Origin of the sequence: Pseudomonas sp. YuFO20, from assembly GCF_035064975.1 — a bacterium.
Taxonomy (GTDB): Bacteria; Pseudomonadota; Gammaproteobacteria; order Pseudomonadales; family Pseudomonadaceae; genus Aquipseudomonas; species Aquipseudomonas putida_AE.
This window is the reverse complement of record NZ_JAXDEO010000088.1, coordinates 1-18337: the sequence shown is the minus strand read 5'-3', so window position 1 is coordinate 18337 and position 18337 is coordinate 1. Positions and strand designations below refer to the sequence as shown.

Here is an 18337-nt window from a genome sequence, read left to right as displayed (position 1 = left end):
CGATCTTTTGACTTTCAAGATCAAAAGATCGCAGCCTGCGGCAGCTCCTACAGGGGCTCGAGATCAGAAAGTAGTGGCGAATATCAGCTGGCTGAAGAGGTTCTTGTCGTTGTTGCCCAACTGCGTGCCGCCCTGGTCGGCGCTCTTGTCCGGCTGGAACAGGCCCACCAGCGGCATCACCGTGAGGTGGTCGTTGAGGTGCCATTCGGCGTACAGGTCGACTTCGTGGCCATCGGTGTTGCCCAGGTCGCGGTCGATGGTGTCGAAGTTGAAGTACATCGCGCCGACGGTCAGGTTCTCCAACGGCGAGACGGTGAACTTGAGTTGCTGGATGCGCGAGTTGCTGTTGAACGGGCCGGCATAGTTGCCCGCCACTTCACCCTGGAACCAGGTGCCGAAGCCGCGGCTGAAGCCGTAGAACAGTGTGTCGTAGCCTTCCGAGAAACGGCTGTAGCGGTAGCCGGCATAGGGCGTCCAGGGTGCTTCGGAAAAGGTCCAGCCGGCTTCCAGGTACCAGGCATCCTCGGTGGCCGTGTGGGGTTTGTCCTGCTTGGCGTATTCGCCGGAGAGGAACAGGTCCTTGACCCCGGCGTTGCCGGTGGCGCGCAGGCTGTAGGTCTTCATGCCGTCGCGCTCGAGTTGCGCGGGGGAGGCGTACTGCTCGTCGACGTCCGTGGTGTCGATGTAGGTCAGACCGACAGTACCGGCCTCGGACACGTGTTCCAGAGTGCCGACGTACATTTCGGTCATGGCCTGGGCGCGATTGTTGGATTTGAGCCACATCAGGTCACTGCGCCAGCCTTCCTTGCCGCCGATACGCAGCACTGCGGTTTCGTCGAAGGCCTTGCGCGCGGCCAGCCAGTAGGCGCCACCGCGATTGAACTCGCCGTCGGCCAGGCCTTTGCCCAGGTTCAGCGCATCGCCGTTGATCAGGAAACCGTCGCCGACCATGATGTTCTGGCGGCCGAACGACAGGTCGATGCCGTCAGCGCCCAGTACAGGGAACAGGTCGCTCGAGCGCCAGCCAAGGTAGGCGTCTTCGAACTTGGTGGTGCGTTCCGAGCCGTCGGTGAAACCGGCGGCATCACCGTCGCCCCAGGTGCCGGAGCTGAGCATGTTCGCCGCGCCGTAAGCCGTGCCGACCCCCGCCAGGCCTTGGTCGAAGCTCAGGCCGTACTTGATGTAGCCCTCGCGCCACGACGACGAACCTTCGTCGAGACGTCCCGACAGGGCGTAGTTTTCCTGGCTGTGGAAAACGCCGAAAACCGCCTCCAGGGTGGCGTTCAGGTGACTGTCGTCAGTGGCGTAGAGTTCGTAGGCGCTCGCTTGGCCAGCACTGATCATCAGCGCCAGGGTCGAGAGGCGAAGCAAGGGGGACTTGAGCATGGTGTGGCATCCGTTCTTGTTCTTGAGCGCAGGTTTGCGTCCCGCCAGATACTAATGCCGGGATTTTTTGCGCCTTGTTGCCTCGGTGCCAAAGAGTTGGTTGTGCTTGCCAGATTGCAGGGCGGGGTGACAGTGCACAGGTCCGTGCACTGCTCGGGAAGGGGCGTTTTTCGATCTAGCGAATTCGTCTCAGGTTCCTGGCCTTCAACTTGCGGAGCATGCCCATGACATCCCGCAGCACAGGAGTCCTGTCGAAGAGGGACAGTGCATGCAGGTCGGTGCGCGAGGGTCTTTGATAGCCAAGATTCCAGGTGAAGTAGTAGGCCTGCACGTCTTTGTTCGAATGAATGAGCGTATTGAGGGCCGCGTCATAGTGCATCGGACCGCCGTCCGGATGCCCCGGCGGACGCTCGAGGATCTGCAGCAGAAAGTCCCTCAGCCTGACAATGCATTTGCCGTTTACCGCATAGAAATGCGACAGGTGTATGGGTTGGTCGACCGCTTTCCAGGAGGGCGAGCTGGAGTCGCCTTCAAACGGATGGCCGAAGTAGGCGATGTCCCACTCCATGCCTTGCAGGGACTCGATGGCCTGTTTGCCATACTCGGCAATGCGCCTGGAAAACTGAATGTCATCCTCCAGGATCAGGATGTTGCTCACGTTCAGGCGGATCGCCTCTTCCAGAATGCCCAAGTGACTCATGAAGCAGCCCCGGGCGCCGATGCTCGGGAAGCCATCGTCCTCACTGGGCGTCACCGCCTGGAAAAAGCTGACTTTTTCATGATCGAAGGGAAAACCGTTGCGCGCGAACTCTTCCACCGTTTCTACACGGCGATCCTTTCTCGACGAAATATTGATGATTCTGGCTCGATCAAAATAGTCGGTCACATTCATCCAGCAATTCCTCAGCGCAGGTGTTCAGGGCGGCTGGGTTGCAGTATAGGCAGAACTTTGAATGTCGCTTTGCCATCACCCGTCATGCCCATGCAGCAGTTTGGCAGAACCGCCAACACAACTGGCACGCAGGGCAAAACCTGCGAATCGCGCAGCACCGACAATCCCTCTCAACCTGCCGAAGCCCCGTCGCCTCGGCGCTTTCTGTGTTGACGTTCGCCGGCTGGCGAACGCGTGGATTTTCAAGGTCGTTTCCCATGTTCGCCACCCTGCGTTTGCCCCTCGTTGGTTTGTTGACCTTCACCCTGGCCCAGGCCGCCCTGGCGGCCGATTGCGCACCGGTCAAGAGTCGTGGCGCCGAACTGTTCGCCAATGAATGCGGGGTCTGCCATGCGGTGAGCAAAGGCACGACCGGCATGATGGGGCCGAACCTGGCGGGTGTGATCGGGCGCAAGTCCGGCTCGGTGGAAGGCTTCAACTACTCGCAGGCCATGCGCAACAAGAACATCGACTGGCAAGCCGAGAACATCGCGCAACTCATCACCCAACCCCAGGCCTATGTGCCTGGCACCTACATGCCTTACATGGGCATGGCTTCGGCAGATGATCGCCAGGCGGTCGTGTGCTTCCTCAAAGAACAACAGAACTGAAGGTGATTCATGAGCAACGTTGAAATCCTGCCGCAGGTTGCTGCATTCCTCGATCGCCAGCACGGCTGCTTCATCGATGGCCAGTGGGTGTTTGCCGAAGGCCCGAGCATTGCCGTGGTCAACCCGGCCACCGGGCAAACCCTGTGCGAAACCCTCGACGCGCCCCTGGAAATCGTCGAGCGCGCCGTGCAGTCGTCGCACCAGGCCTTCAAGTCCGGCGTGTGGTCGGGCCTGCGTCCGGCGGACCGTGAGCGCATCCTGCTGAACTTCACCCGCCTGGTCGAGGAGCATGCCGAAGAGCTGGCCCAGCTGGAAACCCTGAGCCAGGGCAAGTCGATCAACATGGCCCGCGCGCTGGACCTGAACGCCACGGTGGAGTTCATGCGCTACATGTCCGGCTGGGCGACGAAGATCGAAGGGCAGACCTTCGATGTGTCGATCCCGCTGCCGCCGGGCGCCAAATTCACCGCGTTCACCAAGCGTGAGCCGGTGGGCGTCGTGGTCGGCATCGTGCCGTGGAACTTCCCGCTGCTGATCGCCGCCTGGAAACTGATGCCGGCGCTGGCCACCGGTTGCACGGTGATCATCAAGCCGGCGATGGAAACCCCGTTGACCGCCATGCGCCTGGCCGAACTGGCCCTGGAAGCGGGCATTCCGGCGGGCGTGTTCAACGTGGTGACCGGCGGCGGGGCCTCGGTCGGCGGCGTACTGACCGCGCACCCGCTGGTGAGCAAGGTGTCGTTCACCGGCTCGACCGCCGTGGGCAAGAGCGTCGGTGTGGCGTGCATGGAAAACATGACGCGCTTCTCCCTGGAGCTGGGCGGCAAGAACCCGATGATCGTGCTCGCCGATGCCGACATCGAAAAAGCCGTGCAGGGCGCGATCCTCGGCGGCCTGCTGAACAATGGCCAGGTGTGCGCAGCGGCCTCGCGCTTCTACGTGCATCGTTCGATCCACGATCAGTTTGTCGAAGCACTGGCGGCGGCGGTCTCGGCGATGCCGATTGGCGCAGGCATGAACGGCGAAGCGGCGATCAACCCGTTGGTGTCGCGCAAGCAGCAGCAAAGCGTGCTCAAGCACATCGAGCTGGCCCGCCAGGAAGGTGCGCGGGTGGTGGCGGGCGGCGAGTTGCTGGAAGGCGAGGGCTTCTTCGTCCAGCCGACCATTCTCGCCGACATCGACCACAGCATGGCCGTGGCGCGCGAAGAGGTATTCGGTCCGGTGCTGGGGGTGATGCCGTTCGACGATGAAGACGCGGTCATCGCGCTGGCCAACGACAACCGTTACGGGCTGGCCGCCAGCCTGTGGACCAACGACCTGGGCAAGGCCATGAACCTGGTGCCGCGCATCGAAGCCGGTACGGTGTGGGTCAACGCCCACGTGCTGCTCGACCCGGCGATGCCGTTCGGTGGCGTCAAGCAATCGGGCATGGGGCGCGAGTTCGGTCGTGCGGTGATCGAGGCCTACACCGAGCTTAAATCGGTGTGTATCGCCCACTGATGAACCTGTAGGAGCTGTGTAGGAGCTGACGAGTGAAACGAGGCTGCGATCTTTTTATTGTAAAAAAGCAAGATCAAAAGATCGCAGCCTGCGGCAGCTCCTACATAAGCCGCGTTACGCCGTTGGCGGTTTCGCCAGTTCAATCCCGGCGGCGCCCAGCCGCTTGAGAATCTCGAACAGCAGCTCGCTCTTGATCGAAACCACCATGCGTGGGCTGCTGACATAACCGGTGACGGTCAGGGTAATGCCTTCAGGCTTGAGCTGGCTGAAGCGCACCACCGGTGCCGGCTTCTCCAGGATGGTCTCGTGCTCGCGGAAGGTGTCCAACAGCAGGTTGCGCACCTGCTCGGGGTCGATGTCCAGCGGGAACATCAGCTCGAGTGACGCCACCCCCTGGGCGCTGCCGCCGAGGGTGACGTTGCGCAGGTTCTGCGAGATCAATTGCGAGTTCGGCACGATCACGATCGAGCGGTCGGCCAGCTGTATTTCGGTGGCCCGCACGTTGATCCGGCGGATGTCGCCTTCGACCCCGCTGATGCTGATCAGGTCGCCGACTTTCACCGGGCGCTCGGTCAACAGGATGATGCCGGAAACGAAGTTCTTGACGATCTCCTGCAAGCCGAAGCCGATGCCCACCGAGAGGGCGCTGACGATCCAGGCCAGGTTGGTCCACTTGACCCCCAGCGACGACAGCATCAGCAGCAGCACCAGGGCATAGCCGATGTTGGAAAATAGCGTGCTGAGCGAGGCACACATGCCCGGGTCCATTTCGGTTTTCGGCAGGAATTCGTTGTCCAGCCAGCGCCGCAGCGAACGAATCAGGTAGACACCGATGATCACGGCGAGCAAGGCATGCAACAGGTTGGCCGGGACGATGTTCAGTCTGCGCAAGCCGTCGCCACCGAGGATGGCGAGGATGTTGGTGGCCAGTTGTTCGAGGGTCGACCCGATGCCACCCACCACCAGGGTGATCAGCGCGATCAGCAACAACGAGGCGCGGCCGGCACCGGAGAGGATGATCGAAATCTGTTCCAGCCGCGTATCGCCAATGCCCAATAGCTGTTTCAAGGACTTGCCGGTGGAGGTGCGGGGGGAAAACAGGTGTTCGCAGCCGTCTTTGACCAGTTGGGTCAGCAAATAAAAGCCGGCGAAGATGATGTAGAACCACACCAGTTCGTAAGTGATGAAGCGCGACAGCGATACGTAGCCCGCGAGCAAGGCCAGGAGTGAAATCACGATCGCAATGCTGGCGAACGAATAGATCAGCCCGGCGAAGGTCCGGCCAGCCTCGGGGGCGACCCCCGCCATGACCATGTCCCGGCGGGTTTTGCTGACGCGAAACAGCAGCATCGCGATCATGACCGAGACGATCAGGGCGACCGCGCCCCGGACCGAGATCACCAGCTCCGCGCTCATGCTGGTGGCGTTGGTCATCTGCGCCAGCGATACCAGTAGCAGGAGTGTCCAGGCCAGCCGTGCCGGGTAGGGCTCCATCGCCAGGGCGAGCGGATCGGCAAAGTTTGGCAGGCGCCATGAGGGGTGCTGCGTGGACAGCAGTGCGCGACTCAGGCCGAGGATCAGCACGCAGGTATAGACGATCTTTTCGAAGTCCTGGGAAAACCCCGTCAGCTGTGGCGTCAGCGGCAGTTCGCGGGTGAAGGCAAAAAACAGCAGGCGCAAGGCTATCCAGGCCGTCAGCACCGTGGCGATGACCGAGGCCAGGGCCAGGGCGCTACGCCGCAGGCGACCTTCCGGCATGCGATGGATGCACAACCAGGTCAGCCCGCGTTCGGCCAGCCGCCGTCCCACGACCCAAAGCAGCACGGCCATCGCGATCAACAGGCTGGTCAGCAGGCGCGCGCCCGGTTGCCAGGTGGCGTCCAGGGTGTCCTTGATCTGGTGCAGGAAGGCGCTGAATTTTTCCCGGTCATGCTCTGGCGGATTGAGCAGGGGGGCCCAGAACCAGGGGTTGAGTACGCTCCTGGTCCGCTGGGTCATTTCGGTTTCCAGCAGGCTGCGGCGGATGGCGGCAATCTGGGTCAGCAGTTCGGCGGCGCTGGCCTTGAGCGCTACCAGGGTTTTCAGTTTGGCGTCGACCCGGGATTTCTGTTCGGTCAGGGTGATTCTCTGGAGGGCGATATCGGACTTCTCGGGCGCGGCATCCGCCACTGGCGGCGGGCCCAGCACGCCCAATTGCGCCTGCAACTGGTCCTGCTCGGGCAACAGCAGTGCCGAGAGGCGATCGACCTCCTTGACGAGCGCCTGCACCAGATCCTGCGGGCTTTCCAGCTGGCTGTAGTTGATGGCCTGTGACACTTGCTGCTTGTAGCTGCCGAGTTGGCCCTGCAGCGCCTCCAGATCGCTGTCGGAAACGCTGGCGGAAGCGGGTGGCTGGGCGTTTGTGGGGATATCGGGCATGGGCGCCGCCGATAGCCATCCGGCGCTCGGCCCGAACAGTAAAGCGATGAGAATCACGAAGCTCAAGGCATTGCGCATCGGCGTGCTCGACTGGTTATGTGTCACTCCAACCTATGAGGTTAGGTCATGACTCAACGTTATCGAGGCTTTTTTGGTCGCAAGGGCAACGGCAAGATCAAAAGATCGCAGCCTGCGGCAGCTCCTACAGGGGATCGCATTCGATTTCCTGGCGTTATTCACCCGCTCGCCGGGCCGGAAAGAACAACTCGAAACACGTCACACCATCAGCACTCGTGACGCTGCACTGGCCGTTGTGCAACTGCATGATCGTCGCCACGATCGACAACCCCAGGCCGTTGGATTGCGCCGAGCGCTCGCGGGATTCGTCGACGCGGTAAAAGCGTTCGAACAGTCGGGGCAGGTGTTCGGCGGGGATCGTCTGGCCCTGGTTGCGCACCTGCAAGCGGATGCCATCGGCAGAGGGCGTGGCGCAGATGAATAGCTCGGAGTTCGGCGCGCCGTACTTGATGGCGTTGGCGCACAGGTTGGCCAGGGCGCGGCGCAACAGCATCGGCTCGGCCCAGATCACACCGCTGCCTTGGGCGCTGATGGCGATTCCGACATCCGCCGCGAGCCCTTCGAAATAGTCGGCCATGCGTTCCATTTCATCCAGGGCGCCCAGTTCCTGGCGTTGGCGCAGGGCACTGGCCGGGTCGGTGCGGGCCAGGAACAGCATGTTGTCGAGCATGCGCGCCAGGCGCTCGAGTTCCTCGACATTGGAGGCGAGCAACTGTTGATAATGCTCGATGCTGCGGTCTTGCTGCAGGGCGACCTGGGTTTCACCGAGCAGGTTATTGATCGGTGTGCGCAGCTCATGGGCCATGTCGGTGGACACCTGGCCCAGTTGCACGAAACCTCTGCCGAGGCGGTCGAGCATGGCATTGAAGGCCTCGATCATCGGTAGCAACTCCAGCGGCGCGCCCTGGCTGTCCAGGCGTTCGCCGAGATTACCGACGCCGATGCCCTGGGCATGCCGGGCCACACGCCGCACCGGCAACAGCCCGCGCTGCACCAGCACGTAGCCGGAAAGTGCCAGCAGAATCGCCGCCACGCTGGCGAACAGGTAGACGTTGAGCCGGTAACTGGCGAGCACCGCCGTGCGTTCAGTCATCAGGCGCCCGGTCACCACTTCCAGCGTGCCCTGGTCACCGGAGGCGATGGTCGCCGCCAGTGCGGAAAAAGGTACGCCATTAACGTTGGGCAAGTGTTGCACGTCGCCGAGGCCCAGTGGGTGGTCCATGGCCATGGGGGTCAATACGGGCATGTCCAGATTGCCCGGATTCACCTGCAGCAACGGCGGTTGCCCGGGCGCGCCGATACTCAACAGGGCTTCGCGGTTGCCGAGCATGTTCTGGAACAGCGCGGGTTTGCTGCGGATCAGCTCCAGGGTGTTGCTGTCGTTGAGGAACGTGCGCAGTTGATCGATGCGGGTGATCAGCGCCGCGTCATCACGGCGGACCAATTCGCGCTCCAGGTCACGGTACAACGCCACGCCCAGGGACGTCAGTGAGACAAACGCCAGGAACGCGAACACCAGCGCCAGGCGCAGCGTCAGGGAGTGGCGTAGATGCGACAGGCTGTTCATGGCTGCGTATCGAAGCGATAGCCGATACCGCGCACACTGTGGATCAGCTTCAGCTGGAAGGGATCGTCGATCTTCAGCCGCAAGCGCCGCACGGCGACGTCCACCACGTTGGTATCGCTGTCGAAATTCATGTCCCAGACCCGTGAGGCGATCATCGAGCGTGACAGCACTTCACCCAGGTGCGTGGCGAACAGGTGCAGCAGGGCGAATTCCTTGTTGGTCAGCGTAATGCGCGTGCCGGCGCGGGTAACGCGGCGCTTGAGCACATCGATCGCCAGGTCCTCGATGTGCAACTGTTCTTCTTCGCGGGTGGGGCCGCGACGGGTCAGGGTACGCAGGCGGGCCACCAGCTCGGCGAAGGAAAACGGCTTGATCAGGTAATCGTCGGCGCCCAGTTCCAGGCCCTTGATGCGATCGGCGATGTCATCGCGGGCGGTGAGGAACAGCACCGGGGTATCGGCTTCCTTGCGCAGGCGCCGCAGGACTTCCCAGCCGTCCATTTTCGGCATCATCACGTCCAGCACGATCACATCGAAATCATGTTCCAGGGCCAGGTGCAAGCCATCGACGCCGTCGCGGGCCAGGCTCACCGTGTAACCGAGTTCCTGCAAGCCGTTGAGCAGGTAATTGCCGGCCTTGGGTTCATCTTCGACGACGAGAATGTTCATGGGCTTCTGCCTGGTTCGGGGTCAGCAGGATTGCGCGCCGCGCAGGCGGGCTACTGCGGCATGCCGCTGCCGCCAGTGTAGCCCGGTCATCCGCCGGTATGCAGGGATGACGATCAGTGATCATTGGTGCAACCGCTGCCCTGGACCAGGTAATCGAGCTCATGCTGGCGACCCTGATGGTCGAGGTAGTTCAGTTGGGCCGGGACGATGCCGCATTGTTGCGAAATGTCCGTTTCACCCAGCACTTTGGCGACGTCGAGGTGGACGAAGGCTGCATCCTTGTCGTGGATCACTGGGGCGGAGCTTTGGGTATCGGCAAATGCCGAGCCGGTTGCGAGGAGGGCGGCGAAACCGAGGATGTACATTTTCATGACGGTGATCTCTATTCAGGTTTGAGTGGGCTGTCGGCAGGTTGCCTGGCAGTGAGTTCAGGTTAACCAGGCGATCCGAACAGCCCACCAACAGCTCGATGACAAAGTTGTAATAAATGGCCGCCGGTTAAGGCTGGCGACCGGTGGCCGCAAGGATCAGGTCGGCGATTTCCTTCGAGTGGGACACCAGCGACAAGTGGCTCGACGGCAATTCGATGGTGGTGGCGCCCATGCGCTTGGCCAGGAAGCGCTCAAGGTCCGGGTTGATCGTCTGGTCCTGGCTGGAGACGGCGTACCACGACGGTTTGGTGTGCCAGGCCGCGGCGGTGGTGCGGTCGGTGAACAGGGTCTTGGCGATCGGTTGTTGCACGGCGAACAGCTGCATGGCTTTATCGTGAGGGACGTCGCCGGCGAAGTACTTGAGGAAGGCGTCTTGCTTGAGGCTGACGAAACCGTCGTGTTCTTCGGTACCGGCGCGTACCGGCATGGTCGGGTATTTGGCCGACAGTGCGACGAAATCTTCCCCGGCATCCGGCGCACGCGCGGCGACGTACACCAGCGAACTGACTTTCGGATTGACCCCGGCCTCGCTGACCACCGTGCCAGCGTAGGAGTGGCCGACCAGCACGGTCGGGCCGTCTTGCTGATCGAGCACGCGCTGGGTCGCGGCCACATCATCGGCCACCGACGTCAGCGGGTTTTGCACCGCCGTAACGTGCAGGCCGGCCGCCTGCAAGCGGCTGATCACATCCGCCCAACTGGAGCCATCGGCCCAGGAACCGTGCACCAGCACGACGTTGTTGGCCTTGACCGGTGCGGTCGTGGGGGCAGCCATGGCGGACCCGCTGCCCAGTACGAAGAGGCTGGCGGCGATCAGGCAGAGTTTGCTCAATGGATTCATGGTATCGACCCTTGTCATCATCAGTGGGAGGCGTGTCACCCGGTGCGGGTGACTGACGACTTCACTGTATGAAGCGAGGGTGCTGGCTACGCTGACAACTCGATGACAAGTCTGTAATGCAACAAGCCCTTCAGGTGTAGGCCAGCAATCGTCCGCAGAGGATCACGCTGACCCAAAGCGCGATGGAAAACAGGGCCTGCACCTTGGCCACGCCCGGTGCCGGGTTGGCGGTATTCCACGCCGTGACGGAACGGTACACGCCGACATGGAACAGCACGGCGTTGAAGCCCGCCGTGGCGATCAGGCACAGCTTGAGGATGAAAATGTCATTGGAGGCGAAGTCGTGAGGGTGGGCGGAAAACATCATCAGCCCGGCCGGAACGATCAACAGCAAAGCCGCAACGGACCATGGCAGGAGATGGCGGGCGAGGGCCGTCACCTGGATATTGCGTGATACGCCGAGTACCCGCAGGTCGAACATCAGCACCGAACCGACCAGTATCGTGAAGCCGAGGATGTGCACCACCTCCACCAACGGATACAGCCATAAATCACCGCGCATGGCTGAGCCAAGCGACGAATCATTGAGCCAGTCCATCCAGCCCTGGTTGGTTTGCATCAGCGCAACTCTATGGTTTTGTCGCCGATCGTGATGCGTTCTGCACGCAACTCATCGGGTTTGTTGCGGTTCTGATAACCGACCACGCTGGCTTGGGTGCCGACCGCCAGCATGTCCTTCGCCAGCCCACGGTTTTCCATGCGCGAGGGCGGCGCGAGCACCACATTCCAGGTCTTGTCCGCCGTCTTGAGGTTGACGAAGCCGTGGGGGTGGGAGTAACCGGACGCTTCAATGGTGCCGTTCAGTTGCAAGGGTTTGCTGGAGTCGTACTCGCTCCAGCCGTGATGGGCGAATGCCGCAGTGGCTACCAACAGCAATGACACGCCAAAGCCCTTGAGCATGTAATTCATGACGGGTTCTCCTGTTGCAGAGGTCTTGGGTCGACGTTTTTCAGGATAGTTGGCGCATTTCGCGGGCTGGAACACCCCGACCAAAAGAATGTTTCAGTCTGTGACGCAGGACTCGCAGGGCTCGGCAGGCCTTAGACGGAACCATGTTCTACGCTTACCCGCAGATGGCACCCATAAAAACAATGCTAGAGGGAGAGACACCATGTCCGCTTTGTTTCGTCGCGTCGGCCATTGCCTGGCTGCAGGCCTTGTTGCTGCCGCAATCAGCACCCCCGTGCTGGCGCTGGACACCGTCAAGTTCATGGCCCCCGGTTCCGTGGGCGGCGGTTATGACCAGACGGCCCGGGTGCTGGGCAAAGCCCTGATCGAGGCCAACGTCGCCAAGGCCGTCACCTTTGAGAACAAGGGGGGCGCGGGCGGTACGCTAGGGCTGGCGCAGTTTGCCAACAGCACCAAGGGCGACCCGAATGCGCTGCTGGTGGTCGGTGCGATCATGGTGGCGGGCATCGAGCAGAACAAACCGCAGATCAGCTTGAAGGACGTGACTCCGATCGCCCGGTTGTTCACCGAATACAACGTGCTCGCGGTGCGCAAGGATTCGCCGTACAAGACCCTCGATGACCTGATCAAGGATTTCAAGGCCAAGCCCACCAGCGTGACCTTTGGCGGTGGTTCCAAAGGCTCGATCGACCACATCGGCATCGCCGAACTGGCCGGCAAGCTGGATGTGCCGGTCAACAAGGTGAATTACATCGCCACCGGCGGTGGCGGTGAAATCGTCGCCCAGGCCCTGGGCGGCCAGATCAAGGTGATCACCGGCGGTTACGCCGAGCTGGGTCAATACATCAAGAACGGCCAGTTCCGCGTGCTCGCCATCGGTGCGCCCGAACGCGTGCCCGGGATCGACGCGCCGACCCTCAAGGAAAGCGGCTATGACGTGGTCATCGGCAACTGGCGCGGTGTCTATGGTGCCGCCGGCCTCACGCCCGAGCAGCGCAAGGAAGTGACCGACGCGGTGGTGGCCGCCAGCAAAAGCAAAGTCTGGCAGGACAACATCAAGACCAACGCCTGGACGGAGAGCGTGCTGACCGGTGACGATTTCGGCAAATTCGTCGACGAAGAACACGTGCGGTTGCGCGCGATGCTGGTCAAGGTCGGGTTGCTTTGAAATGGCCGGATCCCGCGCAGTCGTGCCGACCCAGTTGGCCATCGGCATCGGCCTGATTACCCTCAGCGTGGTGCTGGCAGTGGGCGCCTGGCGCTTTCCGCCGGAGATGGGCTTCGTGATTCTGCCGGCCTATGTCTACCCCTGGGTGGTCGCGGGGTTTCTCGGGGCAGTGGGCGTGTTGTTGAGTTATCAGGCGGTCAGCGGCGGTTTTCGCGAGCTGGATAACCAACAGGCGCACACAGTGGCGGGCGGCAAGGCCGGCGCAGCCTGGGTCACCGCAGGGTTGATCGGTGTGGCCGTGCTCATCAACGTCATCGGTTTCGTGCTGGCCGCCGGGCTGCTGTTCGCCTGTTCGGCCCGCGGTTTTGGCAGTCGTCATCCACTGCGCGACCTGGCGATCGGCATGGCCCTGACCCTGCCGATCTACTGGTTGTTCAACGCCGGGCTGGGGGTTTCCCTGCCGCCGCTGGTCAACGCCTGGATCTGATCCAAGGAGATCGACAGCATGGACATTCTCGCCAGCCTGGCGATGGGTTTTTCCGCAGCGCTGACGCCGATCAATCTGCTGTGGGGCTTCATCGGTTGCCTGCTGGGCACCGCCATTGGCGTATTGCCGGGCATCGGGCCGGCGCTGACGGTGGCCTTGCTGCTGCCGATCACTGCCAAGGTCGATCCCACCGGTGCGCTGATCATGTTCGCCGGGATCTATTACGGCGCGCAGTTCGGCGGTTCAACCACTTCGATCCTGCTCAATACGCCCGGTGAGTCGTCGTCCATGGTCACGGCCCTGGAAGGCAACCTGATGGCGCGTAATGGTCGGGCCGGGCCGGCGCTGGCCACGGCGGCGATCGGCTCCTTCGTCGCCGGCACCATTGCGACGGTGCTGCTGACCCTGTTCGCCCCGGTCGTGGCCAGGCTGGCGCTGAATTTCGGGCCGGCGGAATACTTCGCGATCCTGGTGCTGTCGTTCACCACGGTCTCGGCGGTACTTGGCGCCTCGATGCTGCGTGGTTTTGCTTCACTGGGGATCGGCTTGACCATCGGCATGATCGGCCTCGACTCGACGTCGGGCATTGCCCGCTACACCCTGGGCGTGCCCGAACTGGTGGATGGCATCGAGGTGGTGCTGGTGGCAGTCGGTCTGTTCGCGGTCGGTGAAGCCCTGTACAGCCTGCTTTATCAAACCGAGCAAGCGGAGGGCCGGCATCGCCTGACGTCATTGTGGATGACCCGCGCCGACTGGAAGCGCTCGGTACCGGCCTGGCTGCGGGGCACGCTGATCGGTTTCCCGTTTGGCTCGATCCCGGCGGGCGGCGCGGAGATCCCGACCTTCCTGTCCTATTCCACCGAACGCAAGCTGAGCAAATACCCCAAGGAGTTTTCCGCTAACAAGGGCGAGGGCGCCATCGAAGGGGTGGCCGGCCCCGAAGCGGCCAACAACGCCAGTGCCACTGGCTCGCTGGTGCCGTTGCTGACCCTGGGCATCCCGACCTCCGCCACGGCGGCGATCCTGTTGGCGGCGTTCCAGAACTACAACCTGCAACCGGGGCCGATGCTCTTCGAGACCTCCGCCGATTTGGTGTGGACCCTGGTGGCTTCGCTGTACATCGGCAACGTCATCCTGCTGGTGCTGAACCTGCCGCTGGTGGGCCTGTGGGTCAAGCTGCTGCAGATCCCCCGACCTTACCTGAACGCCGGGATCCTGGTGTTCGCCACCATCGGCGTCTACGGCATGCGCCATTCTTCCTTCGACCTGATGCTGATGCTGGGGATCGGCTGGGCCGGGGTGTTGATGCGCCGTTTCGATTTCCCGGTAGCGCCGGTGATCGTCGGCATGCTGCTGGGGCCGATGGCCGAGAAACAGCTGCGCAATGCCCTGTCGATCAGTGAGGGGGACTGGACGATATTCCTGACCCAGCCGATCTCGGCGGCGTTCATGGCGCTGACGTTGTTGGTGCTGGTGGTGCCACCGCTGTTGCATGCGCGTGGGATCAAGTTGCATGAAGATGACTGACGCGTCGGTCCCCCTGTAGGAGCAGCCGGTCGACGCTCGATTGCTCGCGAAAAACCTGAGAGCACCGCGGGGTGTCAGGCTCCCCGCGTCATCGTTGACCTCCATCGCGAGCAAGCTTGCTCCTACAGGTTGGAGGGTGTTCCTGCCTGCTCGGCAAACCACTGCAAGATCGCCCCGCACGCCGGATGCGCGGCCGCTGACGGCTGCAGGCACAGGGCGTAAATCCCCCGGGTCTTCAACGGCTCGCCAAACGGAATGACCAGCACGCCGCGTTCGATCGACTCGCCCGCCAGGGTCATGTCGGTCATGGCCACACCCAGCCCGCGGGCGGCGGCATCCAGTGCCAGTTCGTCGAGGTTGAAGGGAAGGTGGCGAAACTCGTCCAGTGACCTGCCGCCATTGGCGGCCAGCCAATACCGCCAGTCGTTCCTGTCGCTCGAACGGTGCAGCAGCGCAAAGCCGGCGAGATCCTCCTGTGAGGCCAGCGCCAGTCCGGGTGCACACACCGGCACCAGCGTTTCCTCGAACAGGGTCAGGCAATCCGTGGCCCCGGACGGTTCGGGCAGGTAGAGGATATAGGCGTCGCTGTCGCTGGCCGGTTCCACCACCTCGGTGGCGACGGTCTCGATCGCCAGCGATACCTGCGGATGATGGCGGTAGAAATCATTCAGCCGGGGCAACAGCCAGCGCACCGCCAGGGACACGTGCATGCGGATGCGGAACGGGCGCTTTTGCGGGGCGATCCGGTCTTCCAGCGCCTTGAGGTGTTCAAGGATGTGCCGCGCACTGGCGAGCACCTGTTCGCCTTCGGCTGTGAGCTGCAGGCTGCGGCTGGTCCTGAGGAACATCGAGGTGCCGAAGTGACTCTCCAATTGCTGGATTTTGCGGCTCACGGCGCTTTGGGTCAGGCACAGCGTTTGGGCGGCCTGGGTGAAGCTGCCGCAATCTGCGACCTCGACCAAGGCCTGCAGGCCCTGGAGCGAGGGCACGTGGCGAATGTTATCCATGCGTTTTCAGAATACCCGGATGATTTAATAACGTTGGTTGCCGATGCAATGTCCCTTTAGATTCTAGTCATAGCGGCCGTCATCTGAAACCACCCATGCAAATACAGCATGCGGTATTGCGAGAGGCCGGCACAACGACAGTCTACGAGGTGACGCATGGAAAACGTATGTGGCTGGATTGCACAAGCCGGGGACAGCCCGTTGCGCGATCCGCTCAAGGGCACGCAGCAGGCCGATTGGCTGGTGATCGGCGCCGGCATCACCGGGCTGAGTGCCGCTCACTCACTGGCTGAACTGCATCCCCAGGCTCGCATTGTGCTGGTCGACCGCCAGCGCGCCGCGCAAGGTGCATCGGCGCGCAACTCGGGATTCGTGGTCGCCCACGAACATCCCGGGCATGCCGAGTTGCAAGGCACCCCGGGATTCGCTGGCTACCAGGCCGATACCGCAATTGGCCGTACCGCCAGCGACGAGGTGCGCAAGCGCATTGCCCGGCACGGCATCGAATGCGATTTTCGCGAATCGGGCTATTTCTTTGCGGTGAGCGATCCGCGCAAGTTGACCCAGGTCGAGGCCAAGCTGCAGACCTTGTGTGCCGTGGGCGCCTCAGCGGAGTTTCTGCAAGGAGACCGGTTGCGCCAGAAGTTGGGAACCCGGCACTACCAGGCGGCGATCTGGTGCGGCAATGGCAATGCGCTGCTGCAACCGGCGAAATACGTCAAAGGGCTGCTCGATGCATTGCCGCCACAGGTGACCCTGTTTGAAAACACCGAGATCAGCGGCCTGCAGCGCCTGGGCAATGGCCGCATCCGCGCCAGCGGCGCCCATGGCTGCATCGAGGCCAGGCAAGTGCTGGTTTGCCTCAATGCCTTCATTCCCCGTTCCGGCATCAGTGACAGTGGCACCTTCGCGATGGAACTCAGCGCCAGCCTCACCCGGCCCCTGAGCGACGAAGAATTCCAGGCCCTTGGCGCCGTCGAACCCTGGGGCGTGCTGTCGACCCGCCCCCTGGGGGCCACGGTGCGCCTCACCCCGGATCGCCGGGTGATGATCCGCAACACCGCCGAATACCGCGCCCACGACTTGTCGCCCGGCGAACTGGCGACCCGCCGCCAGCACCATGTCCTGGGTTTGCAGCGTCGTTTCCCGATGTTGGGCGCGCAGGACATCCAATACACCTGGACCGGCCACCTCAGTGCTTCGCGCTCCGGGCAGCCGTATTTCGCCAAGGTCGAGGAGGGCGTGTTCGCCGTGGCCGGGTGCAACGGCTCCGGCGTGGCGCGCGGCACGTTGTGGGGACGGCTGCTGGCGGAGCTGGCATCGGGTATCGACTCGCCGCTCCTGCAATCGGTCAAAGGCCGCGCCCAGCCCGGCTGGCTGCCGCCCAAACCCTTGCTCGATATCGGTGCCATGCTGCGCATGCGCGTAGAGACGGCCCGGGCCAGAAGCGAAATCTAGAACACCGCCTTTCACATACAACAAAAGCACTTCAACACGAAGGTGATCGAACATGCGCGTCAATACTGTTTCCCTGGTGGCACTGCTCTCAACGTTGAGCGCCGCCGCCTACGCCGATGAAACCGTGAACATTTCCAACTGGAATGGCTACATCGCCGACGACACCCTGGCCACGTTCACCAAAGAAACCGGGATCAAGGCCACTTACGACATCCATGACAGCAACGAAGTGCTGGAATCGAAGCTGATGACCGGCAATACCGGGTATGACGTGGTCAGCCCGTCGAACCATTTCCTCTCGCGCCTGATCAAGGCCGGTGCCATCCAGAAGCTCGACAGGAGCCAGCTCCCGGGCTGGAGCAACCTCGACCCGGTGCTGATGAAAAAGCTCGAGGTCAACGACCCCGGCAACCAGTACGGTTATCCCTACATGTGGGGCACCGCGGGCATTGGTTATAACGTCGAGAAGATCAAGGCGATCTTCGGCAACACCGACGTGACCCGATCCTGGAGTCTGTTTTTCGATGAAGCCAATATCAGGAAGCTCAGCGAATGTGGCGTGGCGATCATCGACAACCCGACGCAAGTGCTGCCGATCACCCTCAACTACCTGGGGTTGCCGCCCCACAGCCACACGCCTGCCGACTACAAGAAAGCCGAACAGGCGCTGCTGAAGATCCGGCCTTACGTCCAGTATTTCCACGCCTCCAAATACATCAGCGACCTGGCCAACGGCAACGTCTGCGCGGTGATCGGCTTCAACGGCGACATCGTGCAGGCAGCCGCCAGCGCCAAGGAGGCGAAAAACGGCATCGACATTGCCTATTCGATCCCGGATGAGGGCTCCACCCTGTGGTTCGACATGGTGGTCATGCCCAAGAACGCGCCGCACCAGAAGAACGGCTACTCCTACATGAACTACCTGCTGCAACCGCAGGTCATCGCCAACATCAGCAACAGCATCCATTACGCCAACCCCAACAGCGCAGCGGACGTTGATGTGGTGCCGGCGGTGAAGCAGGACCTGGCGATCTACCCGCCCAAGGCAGTGATGGACAAGCTGTTCACGGTAGAAGACCTGCCAGCCTCCATCGCCCGCTTGACCACGCGGCTGTGGACCAAGTTGAAGACCAATACCTGATTGCTGGCAAGCCAGCTCCTACAGGATTTGCGGGGAGCATGTTGAATGGTGCATTACGCGCATCTGTAGGAGCCGGCTTGCTGGCGATGCGATGGTGGCCGTGACGCCGCCATCGCTGGCAAGCCAGCTCCTACAGGATTTGTGAATGC

Annotated in this window: 17 protein-coding genes; 7 read left to right on the top strand and 10 right to left on the bottom strand. The window is 62.3% G+C overall.

Features of this window, described 5'->3' with window-relative positions; translation table 11 throughout:
- Positions 1-63: 63 nt before the first annotated feature.
- Together SOP85_RS28975 and SOP85_RS28970 are read right to left on the bottom strand one after the other, a co-directional pair.
- Complete coding sequence (locus tag SOP85_RS28975) at positions 64-1386, bottom strand: hypothetical protein (protein ID WP_323629128.1); 1323 nt, start codon at positions 1384-1386, stop codon at positions 64-66.
- Between the two features lie 175 nt (positions 1387-1561).
- A complete protein-coding gene (locus SOP85_RS28970) occupies positions 1562-2278 on the bottom strand; it encodes a glycosyltransferase family 25 protein (RefSeq protein ID WP_323629127.1) in 717 nt (238 codons plus the stop codon).
- 257 nt (positions 2279-2535) lie between these two features.
- Between SOP85_RS28970 and SOP85_RS28965 the strand changes: the two genes are divergently transcribed.
- Together SOP85_RS28965 and SOP85_RS28960 are read left to right on the top strand one after the other, a co-directional pair.
- Positions 2536-2928: a c-type cytochrome gene (locus SOP85_RS28965; protein ID WP_274076201.1), complete on the top strand. Its 393-nt coding sequence runs from the start codon at positions 2536-2538 to the stop codon at positions 2926-2928.
- Between the two features lie 9 nt (positions 2929-2937).
- Positions 2938-4428, top strand: coding sequence for an aldehyde dehydrogenase family protein (locus SOP85_RS28960; protein ID WP_323608510.1), 1491 nt, complete (start codon positions 2938-2940; stop codon positions 4426-4428).
- A 114-nt stretch (positions 4429-4542) separates the two neighbouring features.
- Here the strand turns inward: SOP85_RS28960 and SOP85_RS28955 are convergent, their stop codons facing one another.
- The 7 genes from SOP85_RS28955 to SOP85_RS28925 all read right to left on the bottom strand — a co-directional run bounded on the left by SOP85_RS28955 (position 4543) and on the right by SOP85_RS28925 (position 11400).
- Complete coding sequence (locus SOP85_RS28955) at positions 4543-6924, bottom strand: DUF3772 domain-containing protein (protein ID WP_323608511.1); 2382 nt, start codon at positions 6922-6924, stop codon at positions 4543-4545.
- Between the two features lie 154 nt (positions 6925-7078).
- The gene (locus tag SOP85_RS28950; protein ID WP_323629126.1) at positions 7079-8491 is read right to left on the bottom strand and encodes a heavy metal sensor histidine kinase; all 1413 of its coding nucleotides are present in this window, start codon (positions 8489-8491) and stop codon (positions 7079-7081) included.
- The gene (locus SOP85_RS28945; protein ID WP_274076205.1) at positions 8488-9159 is read right to left on the bottom strand and encodes a heavy metal response regulator transcription factor; all 672 of its coding nucleotides are present in this window, start codon (positions 9157-9159) and stop codon (positions 8488-8490) included. The genes SOP85_RS28950 and SOP85_RS28945 overlap by 4 nt, the downstream gene beginning before the upstream one ends.
- A 113-nt stretch (positions 9160-9272) precedes the next feature.
- Positions 9273-9530, bottom strand: coding sequence for a DUF2790 domain-containing protein (locus SOP85_RS28940; RefSeq protein WP_274076206.1), 258 nt, complete (start codon positions 9528-9530; stop codon positions 9273-9275).
- Between the two features lie 127 nt (positions 9531-9657).
- A complete protein-coding gene (locus SOP85_RS28935; protein ID WP_323629124.1) occupies positions 9658-10431 on the bottom strand; it encodes an alpha/beta hydrolase in 774 nt (257 codons plus the stop codon).
- Positions 10432-10561: 130 nt separating this feature from the next.
- Positions 10562-11050 carry a DUF6644 family protein gene (locus SOP85_RS28930; protein WP_323629122.1) on the bottom strand — a complete coding sequence of 163 codons (489 nt, stop codon included), beginning with the start codon at positions 11048-11050 and terminating at the stop codon, positions 10562-10564.
- Positions 11050-11400 carry a DUF6152 family protein gene (locus SOP85_RS28925; protein WP_274076209.1) on the bottom strand — a complete coding sequence of 117 codons (351 nt, stop codon included), beginning with the start codon at positions 11398-11400 and terminating at the stop codon, positions 11050-11052. The genes SOP85_RS28930 and SOP85_RS28925 overlap by 1 nt, the downstream gene beginning before the upstream one ends.
- 202 nt (positions 11401-11602) lie before the next feature.
- On the opposite strand from SOP85_RS28925, the gene SOP85_RS28920 reads away from it, so the two are divergent.
- Genes SOP85_RS28920 through SOP85_RS28910 form a run of 3 tightly spaced genes read left to right on the top strand, consistent with a single transcriptional unit; the run spans position 11603 to position 14582 of the window.
- Positions 11603-12568: a Bug family tripartite tricarboxylate transporter substrate binding protein gene (locus SOP85_RS28920; RefSeq protein ID WP_274076210.1), complete on the top strand. Its 966-nt coding sequence runs from the start codon at positions 11603-11605 to the stop codon at positions 12566-12568.
- Between the two features lies 1 nt (position 12569).
- On the top strand, positions 12570-13055 hold the full coding sequence (locus SOP85_RS28915; protein WP_274076211.1) for a tripartite tricarboxylate transporter TctB family protein: 486 nt from the start codon (positions 12570-12572) through the stop codon (positions 13053-13055).
- 18 nt (positions 13056-13073) lie between these two features.
- A complete protein-coding gene (locus SOP85_RS28910; protein WP_323629120.1) occupies positions 13074-14582 on the top strand; it encodes a tripartite tricarboxylate transporter permease in 1509 nt (502 codons plus the stop codon).
- 122 nt (positions 14583-14704) lie between these two features.
- On the opposite strand, the gene SOP85_RS28905 is transcribed toward SOP85_RS28910, so the two are convergent.
- On the bottom strand, positions 14705-15589 hold the full coding sequence (locus SOP85_RS28905; protein WP_323629119.1) for a LysR family transcriptional regulator: 885 nt from the start codon (positions 15587-15589) through the stop codon (positions 14705-14707).
- A gap of 156 nt (positions 15590-15745) precedes the next feature.
- Here SOP85_RS28905 and SOP85_RS28900 point away from each other — a divergent pair, with 156 nt between their 5' ends.
- Both SOP85_RS28900 and SOP85_RS28895 read left to right on the top strand, forming a co-directional pair.
- Complete coding sequence (locus tag SOP85_RS28900) at positions 15746-17047, top strand: NAD(P)/FAD-dependent oxidoreductase (RefSeq protein WP_323629118.1); 1302 nt, start codon at positions 15746-15748, stop codon at positions 17045-17047.
- A gap of 52 nt (positions 17048-17099) precedes the next feature.
- The gene (locus SOP85_RS28895) at positions 17100-18188 is read left to right on the top strand and encodes a polyamine ABC transporter substrate-binding protein (RefSeq protein ID WP_323629117.1); all 1089 of its coding nucleotides are present in this window, start codon (positions 17100-17102) and stop codon (positions 18186-18188) included.
- Positions 18189-18337 lie beyond the last annotated feature (149 nt).

Coding starts and splice junctions, on each gene's coding strand:
- SOP85_RS28975 (WP_323629128.1), bottom strand. CDS start 1,386: ATGCTCAAGTCCCCCTTGCTTCGCCTCTCGACCCTGGCGCTGATGATC.
- SOP85_RS28970 (WP_323629127.1), bottom strand. CDS start 2,278: ATGAATGTGACCGACTATTTTGATCGAGCCAGAATCATCAATATTTCG.
- SOP85_RS28965 (WP_274076201.1), top strand. CDS start 2,536: ATGTTCGCCACCCTGCGTTTGCCCCTCGTTGGTTTGTTGACCTTCACC.
- SOP85_RS28960 (WP_323608510.1), top strand. CDS start 2,938: ATGAGCAACGTTGAAATCCTGCCGCAGGTTGCTGCATTCCTCGATCGC.
- SOP85_RS28955 (WP_323608511.1), bottom strand. CDS start 6,924: ATGCGCAATGCCTTGAGCTTCGTGATTCTCATCGCTTTACTGTTCGGG.
- SOP85_RS28950 (WP_323629126.1), bottom strand. CDS start 8,491: ATGAACAGCCTGTCGCATCTACGCCACTCCCTGACGCTGCGCCTGGCG.
- SOP85_RS28945 (WP_274076205.1), bottom strand. CDS start 9,159: ATGAACATTCTCGTCGTCGAAGATGAACCCAAGGCCGGCAATTACCTG.
- SOP85_RS28940 (WP_274076206.1), bottom strand. CDS start 9,530: ATGAAAATGTACATCCTCGGTTTCGCCGCCCTCCTCGCAACCGGCTCG.
- SOP85_RS28935 (WP_323629124.1), bottom strand. CDS start 10,431: ATGAATCCATTGAGCAAACTCTGCCTGATCGCCGCCAGCCTCTTCGTA.
- SOP85_RS28930 (WP_323629122.1), bottom strand. CDS start 11,050: ATGCAAACCAACCAGGGCTGGATGGACTGGCTCAATGATTCGTCGCTT.
- SOP85_RS28925 (WP_274076209.1), bottom strand. CDS start 11,400: ATGAATTACATGCTCAAGGGCTTTGGCGTGTCATTGCTGTTGGTAGCC.
- SOP85_RS28920 (WP_274076210.1), top strand. CDS start 11,603: ATGTCCGCTTTGTTTCGTCGCGTCGGCCATTGCCTGGCTGCAGGCCTT.
- SOP85_RS28915 (WP_274076211.1), top strand. CDS start 12,570: ATGGCCGGATCCCGCGCAGTCGTGCCGACCCAGTTGGCCATCGGCATC.
- SOP85_RS28910 (WP_323629120.1), top strand. CDS start 13,074: ATGGACATTCTCGCCAGCCTGGCGATGGGTTTTTCCGCAGCGCTGACG.
- SOP85_RS28905 (WP_323629119.1), bottom strand. CDS start 15,589: ATGGATAACATTCGCCACGTGCCCTCGCTCCAGGGCCTGCAGGCCTTG.
- SOP85_RS28900 (WP_323629118.1), top strand. CDS start 15,746: ATGGAAAACGTATGTGGCTGGATTGCACAAGCCGGGGACAGCCCGTTG.
- SOP85_RS28895 (WP_323629117.1), top strand. CDS start 17,100: ATGCGCGTCAATACTGTTTCCCTGGTGGCACTGCTCTCAACGTTGAGC.